Raw genomic sequence first — 17512 nt, forward strand, 5'->3', positions numbered from 1 at the left:
CGGTCCATGGGTGCGTTTGCTTCGGCCAACCTAGCCAGCGCTTGCTCGACTTTTTGAGCCGAGGCGTCAGTGCGCTTGATGTGCCGGATCACTTGCTGCCTTAGCCTCGTGAGCCTTGCGGCGCGATAAACGTCGCCGTATCTCGCAGTTTCAAGGTGGAGGGTCGCGAGCCTCATGGCTACCAGCTCAAAGTGACTATCTGGGACAGCTCCGCGATGTCGCCATAGATCATCGAACCTTTGACGAGAAAACACTTGTCACCGAGGACTTCGAAGAGTGAGCTTGACGCGGTGCAAACCGGCAAATTCTTCGAATTGGCGTACGTACCGAGCGTCGCGGTTTCGACCTTACGGTCCGCGGCTTCGGCATAGCTGACGCTGATCGCGAAGATAGCGATAGCAAGGTGGCTCGGGGCTAAGTAAGGTCGCGACATGCATCAAATTAGCACCGGCCTTTGATGGGCTTCGTCCATCGATTGGATGAAGCGTCACCTATATTAGCAATCTCTTGACTAAGCAGATCATCCTACGTCGCGCTGCATTGATGCTTAGAAACGTCTCCGGCGTGCCGCTGGAGCCCGCAACTGAGGACGCCCTCAGTTCCATCGCGGCTGAAATGAAAATTGGCCGGTCGGAACTCATTCAGATCGTGCTGCGCGAATGGCTGGAAACCAACGCCTATCTGCCAGTCCGAGCGATCGACGAGGAAAGCGAACCCGGCAGCGCGTAGGCTGGGACGCGACCTGTATGTAGATAGACCCGCCGCTACATTTGCGAAGCGACGGGCCCCATGAGTGCCGTGCATTGGGGTACCCGGCATCGCTGACCGTGCAATTGGGGTGCCAGACGTATTGACCCATTGCGGGGCACCTTTATGGCTTCTACACAGCGGAATTACCGCCACGTACTTCGTTCGCATGTTTCGATTCCATTAGCTTGAGCGCATGTATTCTCCCAGCTAGGTGAGCGCCCCCCGAAGGCTCGCTGGTCAGGCCCAGCGGCCTCCCCCAAGCCGCTGGGCCGTCCCCGCCAGAGCGAAGCGCGTTGTCTCGCACATTAGCGACCTTCAAAACTGCCTGGCGCTATGCCGCGTTAATCTTCTGAATCGGGAGATAGCTGTGCAAAAAAAGACTATCGAACGAACAGAGCCGACTATGCGATTGCCGCGAAGCATGGCCGCGCGACCGCTGAGGGCGATGAGCTGCCGGCGAGAAAAAAGAAGTCCCTGTTGGCAAGGGATCGGCGATCTGAAAAGTTGACTGAAAATCCGTCGGAAAGCGCGCCAGAACCGAAAGCCAGAACGCGCGGTTAGAGCTTTGAAAGCGCCGCCGACCGCATTCACTTCCCTACTCGTCATGACGAACAGTGTTCGTTCGAATGATGCTATTCCGTTGCCTTGAGCGCAAGTTTTTGGTCAGCCAGCACAGCGCCTCCTCTTAAGCTCGCTGGTGGTCAAGGCCCGCGATGAAACGGCCAATCAAATACGACCTTAAGCGCCACGTGCGCTACGATCCGGACCTGCTGCCCCGCACGGGGCACAGGTACAAGCCAGCCAAACCGGCCAACGATGCCTTATGGCCCAATGTCATCTCGGCAATTGCTATTGCCGGTTTCTTCCTCGCGTTCATCTGGAGCTAAGACGATGCTACCTTTTGTGAAGGCAGATGGCTCTCAGGCAGGCCGTTGCTCAGCCATTTGTGCAAGAAGTTCGTACCGCGGGTGCTCATTCCGTAGTTCCTTCGTCCCTGAAATCCTGCAACGACGCGTGCCGCAAGTCGTCCTCGCCGCGTAGGTGCTTGACACGGCCGATCAGCCCCGGCTTGACCCATTGCGTAGCCGGCCGCTTCATGCCCTTCGGCGGCGGCCCGGCATGCTCCTGGACTCGCTTCCATAGCCGCTCGCGGGATCGCTCGGCTTGAATTGATGAAAGCCGACCCGACATATTTGCGCGTGCCGATCTCCCCCATGAGGGCGAATGCTGGCTTGCCAGCCTCACGCTCGACGCCCAGCAGTTCATATTCGTCGACGGTGCAGCACTTCACCTTCAGCCAGTTGATCGACCGCCCGCTGCGATACTTGCTGCCACAGCGCTTCGAGACCATCCCCTCCAGACCGGCTTGATCAAGCAGATGAAAGATTGCTTTGGCTTCCCCCGGAAGAGACTGACTGAATTGGATGCGACTTCCCGCCGAAATCAAACCAGCAAGCAGCTCGCGCCGATGCTCCAGGGCATGTCGCGCAGGTCGTGGCCGTTAAGGTGAACTGGCTTGGTCTCAGTAGACGCCCTCTCACGGCGGGAACAGGGGTTCGATTCCCCTTGGGCGTACCAAGAATTTCAAAGCATTTGCGTCACGGGTATCGCCGTCGGTCACGGCCGGAGTCGCCACTTCTGGCGCGGCGCCCTCAATTGAATTAGCATCGCGGCATGTAATGGGGCTAAAGGTCCAGGACGGTGCGCAGAACGCCGCCGGGACGAATCTGTCGCGCAGCGAATAGATCGACGCTCGTCGGGAACGAGAAGATCTAGGGAGAGGGCCAATGCAAAAACTGCAATCGCAGGGCGTCCATCACATCACGCTGGTCGGCGCCGGGCGTCAGACCTCCATCGATTTCTGGGAAGGCGTGCTTGGCATGCCTTTCATCTTCGAGCAGCCCAACCTCGACAAGGCCAGCGAAAGCCACCTCTATTTCGATCCGGGCGATGGCCGGCTGATCACCATCTTCACCGACGAGAGCCGCACGCCGGAGAAACGGCGCACGCCGACCGATCTGGGCTGCGTCCATCACATCGCGTTTGCGGTGTCGCGCGTTACCTTTCTGCAGGCGGTCGCCCGGCTCGACGAGCGCGCCATCAAGCATAGCGGCGTCAAGGATCGCGGTTTTATGGATTCGATCTATTTCGAGGATCCGCTCGGCCTGCTGATCGAGCTCGCCTCCTACCGTTTCGAGCCGCCGGCGGGCTTCACCCACGCCGACGTTCTGATGCAGGCGCACAAAATCCGCGTTGGGCGCGGCGACTACGCAATAGCCGAAGTGCATCTCGCCGACGCGATCCAGGCGCTGGTCGAGCGCTCCCGCGCAACCTTGTCGGACGACCGGACACCGAAAAATCCATACTGACGACAGCAACCCCGAGGGAGGAACTCAATGGCAAAGACGACAACGAAGAGTGCGAAGAAGCCGGCCGCCAAGGCCGCTACGAAACCAGCTGCCAAGGCCGCAACAAAGCCTGCAGCGAAGGCGTCGAAAGCTTCCGCCAAGTCGGCAACGAAAGCCGCCGCAAAACCTGCAGCCAAGGCATCCGCGAAGTCCGCGCGGATGGCCGTAGCGAAATCAGCGAAGAAGCCCGGACTGACGCTCAGCATGCTGAAGCCGAGCGTCAATAATATGAGCGTTCGGGTGTTTGCGCGGGCGGCGGGGCTGGATCATTCCGAGACCGACGTATGGGGCCACACGCGCTCGCCTGAATACATGGCGCGAAACCCAGCCCATTTGACGCCGATGATCGAGGACAAGGGCCTGCCGAGAGGCGTCTTGTGGGAAAGCTGCGCCATCATGCAGTATCTCGCCAACAAGCATGGGCTGGAGAAACTATATCCGAAGGCGCCGGCCAAGCGGGCAATGATCGACAGCGCCATGTTCTACCTGATCGGCACGCTCTACCCCTATGTGGCGCGCGCCACCTATCCTGCGCTGAACTTCCCGCAATATGCCGGCGAGGTCGGCCACAGCGACGCCCACCCCGACAGGAAATCGGAGGCCCAGAAGGCCGCGGCGGCCGCAATTGCCGAGCCGCTGGAGGTCTTTCACAGCTTCTTCAGGAACGGCAAGCCGTTCATCGGCGGCAAGAACCCATCGATCGCCGACATTCGTCTAGCGGCGACGCTCGAATTCCTCGCCGTCATCGACTACGCGCTGCCCCAATGGGCAAAGGAATATATGGCGGCGATCGAGAAGAAGCTCGGCAAGGCCTACGCGGAGCCGGCCAGCGACGTGCGCGGCTATATCGCCTATGTGAAGTCACAGGCCGAGGCGTGAGGCTTTCGCTCTAACGGTTGCTTCCTAAGCCGACCTAAAACAGAGGTCGAAAGCCCTGCCTTTTACTGGACGTAAGAATGTTTGAAGCGTCGACGAAGAAGCGACGGTTGACCTGGGGGCATGGGTCCCGATGATGGGGCCGCGCGGGTGGCGTCCATAGAAGGGACTGTACATGACCCGCAAACTACCTTTATTCGCCGCGTTCGGTTTGGCGCTTGCTGCCCTGGCGGCGTGTGACCAAACTCAATCAGGAGGAACGCAGGCGACGACCGCTGGCCAATTGCCGCCACCTCCAGCCGACACGATGACGCCGGCACCCGCAACCCCGCCAGCTCAGACCGCCCCTGTTCAGTAGCAGATCGTAGCTTCAAAAATGGAACCCTCGCCCAAGGCGGGGGTTCACTTTCGGCATCGCCAGAGCCCAACAGGTTGTTGCGCTTGTCGTTCAGGGACCGAATATCACAAGCTCGGTGAACGTCAGATCTCCAAGCGAGGGTGGTTTGGGGCCCTTGAAATATTTCAGCCCCCTGTTGTGGCGGTACCGCCCGTGCAGACCTGCAATCGGCTCCTTGGCGTCGACCACGCAAAGCAGGATGCCGCTTCGCAAGAGAAAGCGCCCCACAGCGCCGGCGCACCGGCTCAAATCCGCGAGGGAGCGGCAATAGATGACCTGATAGCACGGGACAAGACCACGCAATATTCGGCGCGGCATCAATACGAAAGGAAACGCCACGCCGTCGCAAATGCAAATCAATGACATGCAGCCCAGCGCGGAGTGTTCCGAGAGTATGTATCTCTCACTGTCGGGCAGCATCGCCATTTCCGCAAGATCGGGACGAGCCTCGAGCACGCGATATGACCGCGGCACTGAATTCAAAGCCGGCAAGAAGGCGAATTGTCCGGTGGAAAGGGGGCGAAAGCCGAGCGCCCAGTTAGCCTTTAATGTCGCGGGCGCCGGCGAAATATTCGTGTAGGTCACGTCCCTTTGCTTGAGAATCGTCGTAACCAATTTGGCGCCATAGGGACGGGATTCCGCGTCGACGGACCAGCTTGAAAGGTTGCAGCGGACTTCGTCGCCTTCCTGCCCGCGATAACGGGTATATAGGGTCAGCACAACGCCAACGATCCGACCAGCCTTCTCCAAAGCCAAGCCGTATTGTGGGAACTCGGCGACGGCAGGCCGCTGCGACAAACGGGTCAGCGCCTGTATCCAGTAATTCCGGTCACGCTTCGGAAAGCCCCGGCACAGGCAGTCGACCACCCCTTCCCAATCAGCTTCGCGAATTGGTCGACAGAGAACGTCGGGAGGGAGGGCGCCAAGCACGGCCATAAATCGACTTCCAGAATACGATAGTTACTTCGATATGTCTCACGCGCCAACATGTTGGTGCACAACGATTAATAGTCTGTGCTGGTTTTAAAAACGACTTTCCGCATTCATCACGAAAACGCCGATCAGGGTTGGCCAGGACGCGTCGGTGAGCAGCCCCGCCAGCTAAGGATTTGTTAATCAAAGCCCTATCTACTGATCGGCAATTCACCCCAACTCGTGACCACGGATGTACTGGCGCGGGCGAGGTGGGAAGGAAAGGTCGGCCATGTGCCGGCCTTTTTGCTTTCAAGGGCCATTGCGCCCGGGAAACTGCGGCCTGACTTCGCGGTTGCCGGGCATCAAGCCCTTGCAAAACATATTGTCATCGTCGCCATTGTCCGTACCATATCGCTGTGGGGCAAGGCGGAAGGACGAGGACTTGCAATGAAACGCGCTGCAGGGCTGTGCGTGATTGCGGGCGCGATATTGGCAGTCGCCACCTGTCAATCGAATGCCGCATCGCTCAACACCATGGATGATGTCGGGGCTGCGATCCAGGCGTGCTGGACCCCGCCGGCAGATGCCGGGAATTCAACCGTCACGTTGAGCTTCAGCTTCAAGCGCAATGGCACGCTGATCGGCCCGCCCAGGCCGGCTGCCATCAACGTGACCGGCGACGCGAAGGCACGGCAATCCTTTGTCGATGCCGCGATCGCCGCCGTGGAAGACTGCTTGCCGCTGAGCTTTTCGCCGGCGCTCGCCCAAGGGATTGCAGGCAACATCTTCACCCTGCAATTCAGCTCGCCCAAACAGTAATCGGGCGTCACCCCCAAGCAAAGGCCCGCTCGTTTCCGGGCGGGCGCATTCAGCCACGCGTAGTCCGGTGGCGCCATCCCAAAGCGATCGGGCCGAATTCCGGTACGAGATGTTAAAGCGCGTCGCGTTGAAACGGATTCAATCGACGTGCTTTAAGCCTTTGTTTTTATGCATGTCGTTATCCCAAAACCGCTGCGCACTTTTGGGCGACATGCACTAGTGCTGCCCGCGCCTCGCGTTGACATGGCGTGCCAATTCCGGTGTCTCGAAGACGTAGTCGCTCCAGGCCGATTCCGGAATCTGGCCGGACAGATAGCATTCCAGCAAAAGATTTTGCTCAGGACTGAGAGGTCTCGGCGCGCGCTCATGGTCCAGTCCAAGCGAATGAAACAGATTTCTGGTCAGGCCCGAGACAGTGAAGTGAATCGACATGCGCGTCTCCTTTGACCGTCCAGCGCATGGCCCAAGACCGGAAAGGACCATGCGCCAAATCAAAACGTTACAGCGGCCTTTCGCCCAAAGGGACGCGCGGCGCTGCAATGGCCATTTAACGCCGAAGACAGGACAAAGGTTTCAGTGCGAAACTGCCGGTAACGCCGGATTGATCGGAAATTCACCGGTCGATCGAGGAGTCCGAAACCTGCCAGTCTGGTCAAATTTTCGGCAGTGGCGCGGGTAGCCGGCGTTGTTTTTGGTTTCGTCTCAATCTTGAAACAAAGTGCAATATTGAATTTACGCGAATACATGTAATACACTAGTATTAAAGTCTCTTGAAACTGCAATCTCGCTGGAATTAGGTGGTGCTCATTTAGAGAACCCTTATTCACCATCAACAAAGAATGCGGTTCCAGGTTATCGGCAGAAACAATGGCAATGGTCGCTCCAATGACACGCTTCTGGTCTGACATGTTTCTTGTGCCGGTATTGGTGACGGCATTTATGCTCGGCACTTTCTCTTCATACGCGGATAGTTGCAGCGCGATCAAAAGCCAAATGCGTTCGGCCGAACGCGGCGGCGGGTCGAGCCCGCAGCTTGCGCAGTTTCGCCGGCAGCTTGTTGCGATCCAACGGTTGGAGAAACAGCGCCAATGTTCGGCCAAAAGTTCGCTGGTCGGGTTCTTCTTCAACCCTTGTGCCGATCTCGTCAGGAGCAAGGCAGAGGTGCAACGCCAGATCGCGGCCGCATCGAATGCGGGCAGGAATACAGCCGGCCTGCGGGCCAGGTTCGCCGCCCTGGGCTGCGCGCCCACCGCCAAGCAACAGAATCGGCAGAAAGAGCAGCAGCAGGACCAGCGTTCGGCAGCCAAAACCCAGTCCGCTGGCCTGAAATATGCTGGCAGCCCGATGCTGTTTTGCGTGCGCCTGTCGGACGGATATTTCTTCCCCGCGCCAAAATCGCAGTTCGCCAAAAGAGACGATCTGAAGGAGACCGTCGATCAGTGCCGCTACATTTGCGACGATCCCGGTGTCGACCTCTATACGCTGGAGGATGCCAGCCTCGAGACCGAGGCGATGGTCGCTCTCGAGACGCGAAAACCCTATACGGAGCTTGCGGCCGCTTTCCGGTACCGCGACGACGCCAATTTCAAGGCTTGTAGCGTCAAGCGGTATTCCCGGCGGGTCGCCGAACTCAGGGCGCGGACGGTAACACCCGCCAACATGGCCAACGCCATCATTCCATTGCCGACGACAAAGCCGGATCTTGGCGCCGTTGCGGAAATTCTCGGACCCGATGCCAAAGCTCCGGATCTCGGGGCTCCCACTGCCGAAGCCAAGGGCGCCGCCCAGCATCAGTCGATCGAAAAATTGACCGCAACGCGGCCGGTAAGGGTGGTCGGACCGGCTTTCTTCCCCGAAAACTGACCCCGTGGAGTTCAGGTCACCGCAATGCCGGTCGGCTATTCGCAGACCATGCGGACCCGTTTTCCGGGTTGGCTGATATTCCTGCAAGTGAGCGGTTTTGCCGGCTCGGATGACGGCGTCGGCGGATCTTTGGAAATCCTGGTGATTTGCCTTCTCGGCGCCACGGGGGCGTTGGTTCTGCGGACCTCGGCTTTTTTCGGCGTTTCGGGCGCCACAGGAAACACATCGGTCTGCAACTGCGGCTGTTCGGCTTGCGCCTGCTGCGGCGGCCTGTCCCAGAACCGCCGGACATCGAGCGGCCTTGGAATGACGACGGTGCCGTCATAACTGCGCGAGCAGCCGCTCCCGAACAGCAGCATCGGGCACAGCAAAAAAGGCAGAATCCGTCCCAACATCGGCAACACCCTTGCGGGATTGTAACGCCGCTTCGGTTCTAGCGGCAACCGTCGGAATATCGCGGGCAAAATCAAAGGGCCGCAGCGTCCGTAGCGCGCCCGAAACGAGGCGCGGCGCTGCAGTGTGGCGAATGCGAATTCGCCCCAGCTTGGAGCGGCGCAACGAGCGAATTCCAAATCCGATGCACTGGTCACGGTCCGTTAAGGTTAGCGGAACGTTAATGCTTGTGGGGCACATTCCGGCGCGCCGCCGGCCGGCGGTTCCGAGAACGACATGGCGCAGTCATCGCCGGTGCAACCGCCGCTGCCCGTATACGGAGCCGCGTCCGGGCGGGCGCTGCTGCAGCCGCCACCGGTTCGTCCCCGCACCAGCACGCCGGCAGGCCACCGGGCATCGGCTGAACATCCTCGTTGCCGAGGACAACGAGGTGAACCAAATGGTTTTCACTCAGATTCTCGGCGAAACCGGCTACGGCTTCGAGATCGTCGGCAATGGCCGCAAGGCGCTCGATGCCTTCGGCAGGCTCAATCCGCGCATGATCCTGATGGATGTTTCGATGCCTGAGATGAACGGCCACGACGCGACCGCCGCTGTTCGGCGGCTGGAAGAAGAGACCGGCACGCACGTCCCGATCGTCGGCGTCACCGCGCACGCGCTGAAGAGTGATCGCGAACGGTGCCTGGAGGCGGGCATGGACGATTACCTGCCCAAGCCCATCAGCCCCAGGGCCTTGCTCGAAAAGGTCGAGCGCTGGCTCGGCGCGGACGGAGAAATCCAGCGCAACGCGGGATAGGCATCCGGTCAGGCTGCAAGAAATTCAGCTGAGATTCGGCGACGCATTGCGGACGAGACTATGGTGCGATCGCACCATACCAAAGCGTGCGCCGGGTTGGGACAATAAGCACATTCGAGTTCCGCCCTCCAGTTACGGGCGGGAGCAGCGACCGCCGGCAAGAAACAGGATCAGATTTACCCCAACGGACCTGTTTCGGCGATGGCGCGGCCATGACCTCCTTTGGCCGCATGCAACGCGCTCCCGCCCGGATTTTCTTTTTCGACGCAAATTTGCACCGCCTGTCCGAGGAAATGCCGGCTGGAAACCGTGCAAGCTGCTGATTCTAGCGGCAAACCACGGCTGTGCCGGCGAGACCCGCGGCGCTTCCCTTTCGACATGGCTGTGCGGCGTTACCGGGCTGACATCAAACTGTCATGCGACTGTTATAATCGGGGGCTATTGGCCTCAGCGGGCGCCGAAGGAATGGCGCCGAGAGACCATATTCCGAACAGGAGCAGGCCACATGAAGAAATTCCTCCTTACGGCGTCGGCCGCGGCGCTTGCGCTCGCCGCGTCGGCTGGTTATGCCGCCGCGCGCGACCAGATTCAAATCGTCGGTTCGTCCACAGTGTTCCCCTTCACGACGGCTGTCGCCGAAAAGCTCGGCCAGAGCGGACAGATCAAGACCCCGGTCGTCGAATCGACCGGCACCGGCGGCGGCATGAAGCTGTTTTGCCAGGGCGTCGGCGAAAATACCGCCGACTTCACCAATGCCTCGCGCGCCATCAAGGACAGCGAGCTTAAAACCTGCAAGGCAAACGGCGTGACGCCGGTCGAGATCAAGGTCGGCTTCGACGGCATCGTGCTCGCCAACTCGAAGGCAGGGACTGTCGTTGATCTGACCAAGGAACAGGTTTTCAAGGCGCTCGCCAAGAATGTCGCAGTTGACGGAAAGGTCGTCGCCAACCCCTACAAGAACTGGTCGGATGTCGATGCGTCGCTTCCCGCGACAAAGATCGAAGTGCTTGGCCCGCCGCCCACGTCTGGCACGCGCGACGCGTTCGTTGAACTCGTCATGGATGCGGCCTGCCAGGAAGAGGTGAAGGCGGCTAATGAAAAGGGCTGCGGCGAAATCCGCGAAGACGGCGCTTTTGTCGAGGCCGGCGAAAACGACAATCTGATTGTCCAGAAGCTGGAAGCCAACCCCAATGCGTTCGGCATCTTTGGTTTCTCGTTCCTTGACCAGAATGCCGACAAGCTGCAGGGCCACAAGGTCGACGGCGTCGAGCCGACCTTCGAAAACATCGCATCCGGCAAGTACGGCGTTTCCCGCTCGCTCTTTATCTATGCCAAGAAAGAGCATGTCGGCGTCATCCCCGGCATGCAAGAGTTCATCGCAGAGTACACCTCGGAGGGTGCATGGGGTCCTGAGGGTTATCTGGCCGACAAGGGCCTGATCCCGCTGCCGGACGCCGAGCGCGCCACGTGGGCCGAAAACGCCAAGGCCCTGAAGGGCATGGGCTCCTGATTTTTTCGGGGTCCGGGCAAATATCCGCTCTGACCCTCATGCTCTAAAGCACAAAGCGCGGGACCAACGTCCCGTGCTTTGAGCCGGTGAATGGCCGGCGGTCGAGGGGACGTCCTGAATCATGGTCGGTTATCTCGTTGTTCTTCTGTTAGTTCTGGCTGCTGCGGCCTATTGGATAGGCCGCACACGCGCCATTGCCAGTGTCAATGGCGACGTCGCCCGGCTGCATTCGCTGCCTGGCCAGCATGGCATGTTCCTGGCGCTTTTTGCCGCCGGTCCCGCGCTGCTTGCGATCGTGCTGTGGTCGATGGTGACGCCGGGAATTGAATCGTCGATCATTGCCGACCGCTTCTCCGCCGAGCTGTCGGGAATGGGCATTCCGCAGGTCGAAGCTTTCATCCGCGACGCTCGCGCGATGGCCTTTGGCGGGCTTGTCGGCTTCGCCGATCCCACGAAAGAGGCGGCCGCGGCCGTCTACAAATCGATCCATGCGACCAGCGCCTGGATCATCTGGGGGATCGCGCTCATACTGTCCGCGTCCGGATTTTACTGGGCCTATTCGCGCATCGCACAGGCCTACCGGGCGCGCCACGTGGTCGAGCGCGTTCTTCGCGCATTCTTGATCACCTGTTCGGCGGTCGCGATCCTGACGACGATCGGCATCGTCTTGTCGCTCATCTTTGAATCCTTGCGGTTCTTCCAACAGGTGCCGCTCTATAAGTTCCTGTTCGGCACGCATTGGTCGCCACAGAGCGCCTTCACCGGCGCCGGAGCGGAAGCCGGGGCGGTCAACCAGGACATTTTTGGCATGGTGCCGCTGTTTGCCGGCACGTTGCTCATCACCTTCATTGCCATGCTGGTAGCTGCGCCTATCGGGCTGATGGCTGCGATCTATCTTTCGGATTACGCCTCCAAAAGCGTCCGCGCGGTCGCAAAGCCGGTATTGGAAATCCTTGCTGGCATTCCGACCGTCGTCTACGGTTTCTTCGCTGCGCTGACGGTTGCGCCCTACTTCCGTGGTCTGGGCGAAAGCCTGGGTCTCAACGTTGCGTCAGAATCCGCGCTCGCCGCAGGCGTGGTCATGGGCATCATGATCATTCCCTTTGTTTCCTCGCTTTCCGACGATGTGATCAACGCCGTTCCGCAATCCCTGAGGGACGGTTCCGCCGGCCTCGGCGCGACCAAGTCTGAAACCATCCGCAAGGTGATCCTTCCGGCGGCCCTTCCGGGCATCGTTTCGGCGATGCTGCTCGCAGTCAGCCGCGCGATCGGTGAAACAATGATCGTGGTCATGGCCGCAGGGCTGGCGGCAAACCTCACGGCCAACCCGCTCGAAGCGGTCACAACAGTGACGGTGCAGATCGTGACGCTGCTTGTGGGCGATCAGGAATTCGACAGCGCCAAGACGCTTGCAGCCTTCGCGCTCGGCCTGGTGTTGTTCTGCATCACGCTTACCCTCAACATCGTCGCTTTGCGCGTCGTCCAGAAATACCGAGAGCAATATGACTGATGCGATCGCGTCATTCGGCGCCGGCAGACGGCCGGTCAGCATTCATACCGACGATGCCGCGAAGGCACGGCTGAAGGGCCGTTACCGCGCGGAAACGTGGTTCAAATGGCTTGGCGCCGCAGCCGTCGCGTTGGCCGGCTTGTTCCTTGTGCTGCTCTTGTCGACGATCGTCACGCAGGCGATCCCGGCGCTGCGGCAGAACTATCTGACGCTGCCGATCGATCTTTCGGCGGCCAAGGTAGACCCGGCGAAACTCGACGCCGTCAACTACGACGCCATCGCCCAGGAAGCGCTTACGGCAAAATTTCCGGATGTGACGAGCCGTCAGGACAAGCGCCTGCTGCGCGGACTGATTTCCACGGGCACAGGCGTGTTCCTGCGCAAAGATATCGCTGCTGATCCGGGGATGCTCGGAGGAACTGTGGACTACGCGGTTCCACTTGACGATTTTGCCGACCTTTATCTCAAGGGTTTGCTTGCCGACGTCGGTTCGGACGAGGCGATTTCGACAAGCGTCACGCCTTCGCAAAGCAGCGGCGACATCGATCTGACCTTCGGCGACGATGCCATGCTGGCGTTGGCGCGCGGCCATGGTGCGACCGAGGGCGAAAACGGCATGCTCACGCTGACGAGCGGCGCGTCGTCGCTGCTGGTCGCGTTCAATGGCGGCACGGTCAAGCTGACCGCGCTGTCGCCTGGGGCCAACGGAACGGCGGTCGCAAAGGGCACGGTGATCGAGGCGCTGGACAGCACGGCGCCAGCCGCGAGCGGCCAGGCATTCCTGCGGGTCATCGACACGCCGGAAGCATCGCGAAAGATTTCGGACAAGGTGATCGTCTGGCTCGATACGCTGAAGAGCGCCGGCCTGATCGAAAGCCGGTTCAACTCGATCTTCTTCTTCACCGGCGCAAGCCGCGAGCCGGAACTGGCCGGTATCTGGGGCGCGGTCGTCGGATCGTTCCTGACCATGATCGTAACGCTCGCCATCGCCTTCCCGATCGGCGTTTCGGCGGCGATCTATCTTGAGGAATTTGCGCCCAAGAACCGGCTGACGACGATCATCGAAGTGAATATCAACAATCTGGCGGCGGTGCCTTCGATCGTCTTCGGCCTGCTTGGACTTGCCGTATTCCTGAATTTCTTCGGCCTGCCGCGCTCGGCCCCGGTGGTCGGCGGCATGGTGCTGGCGCTGATGACCCTGCCGATCATCATTATCGCCTCACGCGCTTCGCTGCGCGCCGTGCCACCGTCGATCCGCGAGGCGGCGCTTGGCATCGGAGCGTCCAAGGTCCAGACCGTATTCCATCACGTCCTGCCGCTGGCGATGCCGGGTATCATGACCGGCACCATCCTCGGAATGGCGCATGCGCTGGGTGAAACCGCGCCGTTGCTGATGATCGGCATGGTCGCCTTCATCGTCGACATTCCCGGTGGCTTCACCGATCCCGCGACGATCCTGCCGGTGCAGATATTCATGTGGGCCGATTTTCCTGAAGCGGGGTTCCAGCAGAAGACTTCGGCGGCGATTTTGATTTTGCTGGTATTTTTGGTCATCATGAATGCCATCGCGGTGATACTGCGCAGGCGCTTCGAGCGGCGCTGGTAAGGAGTAGAGGATATGAACATCATGACGGAAGCCAGCGTCGAGCAGAAACTGAGTAGCGGAACCAACGAGCCTTCGATCAAGATGAAGGGCGAAAAGGTCTCCGTTCATTACGGCGAGAAGCGAGCTCTGTTCGACGTGGATCTCGATGTCCGCGAGAACCAGGTGACGGCGTTGATCGGCCCATCGGGCTGCGGCAAGTCGACCTTTCTGCGTTGCTTGAATCGAATGAACGACACGATCGACATCGCGCGGGTAAGCGGCAAGATCACGCTCGACAACGAGGATGTCTACGACCCGAAAATCGATGTCGTCGAGCTGCGAGCTCGCGTCGGCATGGTGTTCCAGAAGCCGAACCCGTTTCCGAAGTCGATCTACGAAAACGTCGCCTACGGTCCGCGCATTCACGGTCTGGCCAGGAGCAAGGCGGAGTTGGACGGCATCGTCGAATCGAGCCTGAAGAAGGCCGGCCTGTTCAACGAGGTCAAGGATCGCCTGCTCGAGTCGGGCACTGGCCTTTCCGGTGGCCAGCAGCAGCGTCTGTGCATTGCGCGCGCCATCGCTGTGTCGCCGGAAGTGATCCTGATGGACGAGCCTTGTTCGGCGCTCGATCCGATCGCCACCGCCCGTGTCGAGGAACTGATTGACGAACTGCGCCAGAACTACACGATCGTCATCGTCACCCATTCGATGCAGCAGGCAGCGCGTGTGTCGCAACGCACGGCGATGTTCCATCTCGGCTATCTGGTCGAGGAGGGCGCGACCGACAAGATGTTCACCAACCCCGACGACAAGCGCACCCAGGACTACATCACCGGCCGGTTCGGCTAAGCGGTCCGGCGAATTTTCGAGCACGAGGACAGTATCATGGGTGAACATACCGTCGCATCTTTCGACGAGGAATTGGAGCACATCGACAGGCTGATCCGCGACATGGACGAGCTCGCCGCCGCGATGGTCGCAGCGTCGATCCGCGCGTTGCTTGCGTCAGACAATGCGATGGCGCAGCGCGTCGTCTCGGATGACGCCATCATGGATGCGCGGCAGCGCGAACTCGACGACAGCGCGATCACGCTGATCGCCAAGCGGCAGCCGATGGCGCAAGACCTGCGCGCCGTGGTTGGCGCAATCCGGATGGCCGGCGATCTCGAGCGCATCGGCGACCTGGCCAAGAACATAGCCAAGCGGGTCAGCGCCGTCGGGCAGAGCGCCACGCCGCGTAATCTCTCGCACGGTATCGACGCGATGGCGGATCTCGTTCTCGAGCAGCTCCGCGGCGTGGTCGAGCACTATGTGTCGCGCAACGCCGGCGCGTTGAAAGAGCTGCGCGCCGCCGACGAGAAGATCGACGTGAAATACACGGCGGTTTTTCGCGAACTCCTGACCTACATGATGGAGGACCCGCGCAACATCACCGCCTGCACGCATCTTCTGTTCTGCGCCAAGAATCTCGAGCGTATCGGCGATCATGTCACCAACATCGCCGAAAACGCCTACTATGTCGTGACCGGGCAGCAATTGCCGGCGGATCGGCCGAAGCTCGACGAAACGACGATGTCGGCGTCGGCGACATGACAGGGGTAACCGGCCGATGATCGCGCCGCGCATCATGGTGGTGGAGGACGAAGAGCCGCTGGGCGTCCTCCTTCGCTACAATCTGGAATCCGAAGGCTATCAGGTCGAGGTGGTGACGCGCGGCGACGAGGCCGAAATCCGGCTTCAGGAAAACGTGCCCGATCTTCTGGTGCTCGACTGGATGGTGCCGGCGGTTTCGGGCATCGAGCTTTGCCGTCGCCTTCGCGTGCGTCCCGAAACCGAGCGGCTGCCGATCATCATGCTGACCGCGCGCGGCGAGGAAAGCGACCGGGTGCGCGGCCTCTCGACCGGGGCCGACGACTATCTGGTCAAGCCGTTCTCGACACCGGAATTCATGGCCAGGGTCAAGGCGCTGCTGCGCCGTGCCAAGCCCGAAGTGCTGTCCAGCGTGCTGAAGGTCGGTGACATCATGCTCGATCGCGAATCGCACAGGGTCTATCGCAAGAAGAGCGAGATCCGGCTCGGGCCGACCGAATTCCGGCTGCTCGAATTCATGATGCGGCACCCGGGTCGGGTGTTCTCGCGCAGCCAGTTGCTCGACAATGTCTGGGGCGAGACGATCTACATCGACGAGCGCACGGTGGACGTCCATGTCGGCCGGCTGCGCAAGGCGGTCAACAATGGCCGCATGCCCGATGTCATCCGCACCATCCGCGGCGCGGGCTATGCGATCAGGGAAGACTGAACAGACTGCCTGAATTCAAGCTGCGTTCTTCCATTCAGGCCACGTGCTTCCTGGCCGTGCCGGACTTCCCTTGCGCGCCCGGCGCGAAAATCTCCTGGTCGACGAAGCTCAGCGCCCGCATGGCGCAGCCTTCGCGGATCAGCGGCAGCTCGTTCGGCTCGGTGTCGAAGGAAATCGAACCCGAATACTGACCGCCGGCGGTCTGAGCGATGGCCTCGCGCAGGGCCGGCTCGATCAGGTCGAAGGCGGCAGCGCTGGCGCCGACCATGGCGACCGGCGCCGGATCGATCAACGCGAACAGGCTGCCGAGCCCGAAGCCGAGCGCTTCGCCGGCCTTGCGGTAGGCTTCGCGCTCCGGTCCGTCCGTCTGGCGCGCCCGGGCCGCCAGTGCCCGCATCTCGGCGTCGCTGACATCGGCGACCGGCTCGGCGTTCTCGCTCAACTGCCTTGCATTGCGCCAGATGGCGTAGTTGCCGGCATAGGCCTCGACGCAGCCGCGCCGCCCGCAGCGGCAAAGCGCGCCGCCCGGCCGGTGGATCATGTGGCCGAATTCGCCGCCTGAGGAATGGGTGCCGGTGAACAGTTCGCCCTTCAGCACCAGTCCCATGCCGATGCCGTGGGAGAGCAGGATGGCGATGAAATCGTCGCGGTAGCGATCCGGGTCGCGCCAGCGCAGCGCCACGGCCATCATGTTGCAATCGTTCTCCATGATGGCCGGGATGCCGAACTCACGTTCCAGAATGTCGGCGAAGGCAATGTTCGTCTGCGGCGTGATCGGCGACCACAACATGGCGCGCGCATGGGAATCGGTGATGCCCTGGATCGCCAGCGCGATGCGGGCGACGCTTTGGACATTGAGATCGGGATCTTCGAGCCGGCGCCGGACGATGGCGACACATTCGTCGATCAGCTCGTCGCGCGACATGGTCAGCGTGTCCAGCCGGCGCTGTTCCTCGGCGACCACTTGTCCAGCATAATCGATGACGGCGACCGAAAGGAAATTCAGCGACAACACGACGGCCAACACCGCCGCCGCTTCCGGATTGAGGCTGAGGCCGACCTGCGGCCGGCCGCGTTTCAGCGAAACGGTCTCGCTCGCCTTGCTCTCGGTCAGGATGCCTTCCTGGATGAGGTCGGAAGAGATCGCCGATATGGTCGAATGGCTGAGGCCGGTGGTCGCGGCGATCTCGGTTCGCGACGGCTGGCCTGCCCGGCGTACGGCCGAAATCACCATCGCCCGGTTGCGCCGACGCAAATCGTCATGACGGATTCCAACCGACATTCTTTTGCTTCCTCCCTCTTGCCGCGGCCGCTCATGAACCGGAAGCCGTCGGCAGCGTCCGACAAATACTGGCAGAAGCAGAAGGCCCTGTCATTGTTTATTCCGGGGC

The 17512-nt window shown here is 60.7% G+C and carries 17 protein-coding genes and 1 pseudogene; 13 read left to right on the plus strand and 5 right to left on the minus strand.

What is annotated here, in order from left to right:
• The first annotated feature begins 507 nt into the window (after positions 1 to 507).
• From EJ075_RS13105 to EJ075_RS13125, 4 genes are all read left to right on the plus strand, one after another.
• Complete coding sequence (locus EJ075_RS13105) at positions 508 to 729, plus strand: hypothetical protein (RefSeq protein ID WP_245458145.1); 222 nt, start codon at positions 508 to 510, stop codon at positions 727 to 729.
• Positions 730 to 1463: 734 nt separating this feature from the next.
• On the plus strand, positions 1464 to 1637 hold the full coding sequence (locus EJ075_RS33110; RefSeq protein WP_164547091.1) for a hypothetical protein: 174 nt from the start codon (positions 1464 to 1466) through the stop codon (positions 1635 to 1637).
• A 900-nt stretch (positions 1638 to 2537) separates the two neighbouring features.
• Complete coding sequence (locus EJ075_RS13120) at positions 2538 to 3119, plus strand: VOC family protein (RefSeq protein ID WP_126104615.1); 582 nt, start codon at positions 2538 to 2540, stop codon at positions 3117 to 3119.
• Positions 3120 to 3146: 27 nt separating this feature from the next.
• Positions 3147 to 4037 carry a glutathione S-transferase family protein gene (locus tag EJ075_RS13125; RefSeq protein ID WP_126104616.1) on the plus strand — a complete coding sequence of 297 codons (891 nt, stop codon included), beginning with the start codon at positions 3147 to 3149 and terminating at the stop codon, positions 4035 to 4037.
• A 445-nt stretch (positions 4038 to 4482) separates the two neighbouring features.
• Here the strand turns inward: EJ075_RS13125 and EJ075_RS13130 are convergent, their stop codons facing one another.
• On the minus strand, positions 4483 to 5367 hold the full coding sequence (locus tag EJ075_RS13130) for a hypothetical protein (RefSeq protein ID WP_245458146.1): 885 nt from the start codon (positions 5365 to 5367) through the stop codon (positions 4483 to 4485).
• A gap of 270 nt (positions 5368 to 5637) precedes the next feature.
• On the opposite strand from EJ075_RS13130, the gene EJ075_RS13135 reads away from it, so the two are divergent.
• Entirely contained in the window at positions 5638 to 6165 is a 528-nt protein-coding gene (locus tag EJ075_RS13135; RefSeq protein WP_348627372.1) for a hypothetical protein, read from the plus strand.
• A 216-nt stretch (positions 6166 to 6381) separates the two neighbouring features.
• On the opposite strand, the gene EJ075_RS13140 is transcribed toward EJ075_RS13135, so the two are convergent.
• Together EJ075_RS13140 and EJ075_RS33535 are read right to left on the minus strand one after the other, a co-directional pair.
• Positions 6382 to 6597: a hypothetical protein gene (locus EJ075_RS13140; protein ID WP_126104617.1), complete on the minus strand. Its 216-nt coding sequence runs from the start codon at positions 6595 to 6597 to the stop codon at positions 6382 to 6384.
• 59 nt (positions 6598 to 6656) lie between these two features.
• Positions 6657 to 7292, minus strand: coding sequence for a hypothetical protein (locus tag EJ075_RS33535; protein WP_245458147.1), 636 nt, complete (start codon positions 7290 to 7292; stop codon positions 6657 to 6659).
• 34 nt (positions 7293 to 7326) lie between these two features.
• Between EJ075_RS33535 and EJ075_RS13145 the strand changes: the two genes are divergently transcribed.
• On the plus strand, positions 7327 to 8028 hold the full coding sequence (locus EJ075_RS13145; RefSeq protein WP_245458148.1) for a DUF2865 domain-containing protein: 702 nt from the start codon (positions 7327 to 7329) through the stop codon (positions 8026 to 8028).
• A gap of 35 nt (positions 8029 to 8063) precedes the next feature.
• Here EJ075_RS13145 and EJ075_RS13150 read toward each other — a convergent pair whose 3' ends face one another.
• A complete protein-coding gene (locus tag EJ075_RS13150; protein ID WP_126104618.1) occupies positions 8064 to 8423 on the minus strand; it encodes a hypothetical protein in 360 nt (119 codons plus the stop codon).
• A 331-nt stretch (positions 8424 to 8754) separates the two neighbouring features.
• On the opposite strand from EJ075_RS13150, the pseudogene EJ075_RS13155 reads away from it, so the two are divergent.
• From EJ075_RS13155 to phoB, 7 genes and pseudogenes are all read left to right on the plus strand, one after another.
• Positions 8755 to 9217: pseudogene (locus EJ075_RS13155) on the plus strand (response regulator); the annotation flags it as partial.
• Between the two features lie 505 nt (positions 9218 to 9722).
• A complete protein-coding gene (locus EJ075_RS13160; protein ID WP_126104619.1) occupies positions 9723 to 10727 on the plus strand; it encodes a PstS family phosphate ABC transporter substrate-binding protein in 1005 nt (334 codons plus the stop codon).
• 121 nt (positions 10728 to 10848) lie between these two features.
• Positions 10849 to 12237 (plus strand): phosphate ABC transporter permease subunit PstC, encoded by a 1389-nt coding sequence (pstC, locus tag EJ075_RS13165; RefSeq protein WP_126104620.1) that lies wholly within the window; start codon positions 10849 to 10851, stop codon positions 12235 to 12237.
• Positions 12230 to 13843 (plus strand): phosphate ABC transporter permease PstA, encoded by a 1614-nt coding sequence (gene pstA, locus EJ075_RS13170; RefSeq protein ID WP_126104621.1) that lies wholly within the window; start codon positions 12230 to 12232, stop codon positions 13841 to 13843. The genes pstC and pstA overlap by 8 nt, the downstream gene beginning before the upstream one ends.
• A 12-nt stretch (positions 13844 to 13855) precedes the next feature.
• The gene (pstB, locus tag EJ075_RS13175; RefSeq protein WP_095487180.1) at positions 13856 to 14671 is read left to right on the plus strand and encodes a phosphate ABC transporter ATP-binding protein PstB; all 816 of its coding nucleotides are present in this window, start codon (positions 13856 to 13858) and stop codon (positions 14669 to 14671) included.
• Between the two features lie 36 nt (positions 14672 to 14707).
• A complete protein-coding gene (gene phoU, locus EJ075_RS13180) occupies positions 14708 to 15415 on the plus strand; it encodes a phosphate signaling complex protein PhoU (RefSeq protein WP_126104622.1) in 708 nt (235 codons plus the stop codon).
• A 16-nt stretch (positions 15416 to 15431) separates the two neighbouring features.
• Positions 15432 to 16121 (plus strand): phosphate regulon transcriptional regulator PhoB, encoded by a 690-nt coding sequence (gene phoB / locus EJ075_RS13185; protein WP_031254097.1) that lies wholly within the window; start codon positions 15432 to 15434, stop codon positions 16119 to 16121.
• A 34-nt stretch (positions 16122 to 16155) separates the two neighbouring features.
• On the opposite strand, the gene EJ075_RS13190 is transcribed toward phoB, so the two are convergent.
• Positions 16156 to 17403: an ROK family protein gene (locus tag EJ075_RS13190; protein ID WP_126104623.1), complete on the minus strand. Its 1248-nt coding sequence runs from the start codon at positions 17401 to 17403 to the stop codon at positions 16156 to 16158.
• Positions 17404 to 17512: the final 109 nt, after the last annotated feature.

Source organism: Mesorhizobium sp. M6A.T.Cr.TU.016.01.1.1 (genome assembly GCF_003952585.1).
Taxonomy (GTDB): domain Bacteria; phylum Pseudomonadota; class Alphaproteobacteria; order Rhizobiales; family Rhizobiaceae; genus Mesorhizobium; species Mesorhizobium mediterraneum.

Excerpts from the sequence above, each read along its gene's own strand:
- EJ075_RS13190 (WP_126104623.1), bottom strand. The coding sequence starts at position 17,403 with ATGTCGGTTGGAATCCGTCATGACGATTTGCGTCGGCGCAACCGGGCG.
- EJ075_RS13130 (WP_245458146.1), bottom strand. The coding sequence starts at position 5,367 with ATGGCCGTGCTTGGCGCCCTCCCTCCCGACGTTCTCTGTCGACCAATT.
- phoU (WP_126104622.1), top strand. The coding sequence starts at position 14,708 with ATGGGTGAACATACCGTCGCATCTTTCGACGAGGAATTGGAGCACATC.
- pstB (WP_095487180.1), top strand. The coding sequence starts at position 13,856 with ATGAACATCATGACGGAAGCCAGCGTCGAGCAGAAACTGAGTAGCGGA.
- pstA (WP_126104621.1), top strand. The coding sequence starts at position 12,230 with ATGACTGATGCGATCGCGTCATTCGGCGCCGGCAGACGGCCGGTCAGC.
- EJ075_RS13160 (WP_126104619.1), top strand. The coding sequence starts at position 9,723 with ATGAAGAAATTCCTCCTTACGGCGTCGGCCGCGGCGCTTGCGCTCGCC.
- EJ075_RS13140 (WP_126104617.1), bottom strand. The coding sequence starts at position 6,597 with ATGTCGATTCACTTCACTGTCTCGGGCCTGACCAGAAATCTGTTTCAT.
- EJ075_RS13120 (WP_126104615.1), top strand. The coding sequence starts at position 2,538 with ATGCAAAAACTGCAATCGCAGGGCGTCCATCACATCACGCTGGTCGGC.
- EJ075_RS13150 (WP_126104618.1), bottom strand. The coding sequence starts at position 8,423 with ATGTTGGGACGGATTCTGCCTTTTTTGCTGTGCCCGATGCTGCTGTTC.
- EJ075_RS33110 (WP_164547091.1), top strand. The coding sequence starts at position 1,464 with ATGAAACGGCCAATCAAATACGACCTTAAGCGCCACGTGCGCTACGAT.
- pstC (WP_126104620.1), top strand. The coding sequence starts at position 10,849 with ATGGTCGGTTATCTCGTTGTTCTTCTGTTAGTTCTGGCTGCTGCGGCC.
- EJ075_RS13125 (WP_126104616.1), top strand. The coding sequence starts at position 3,147 with ATGGCAAAGACGACAACGAAGAGTGCGAAGAAGCCGGCCGCCAAGGCC.
- phoB (WP_031254097.1), top strand. The coding sequence starts at position 15,432 with ATGATCGCGCCGCGCATCATGGTGGTGGAGGACGAAGAGCCGCTGGGC.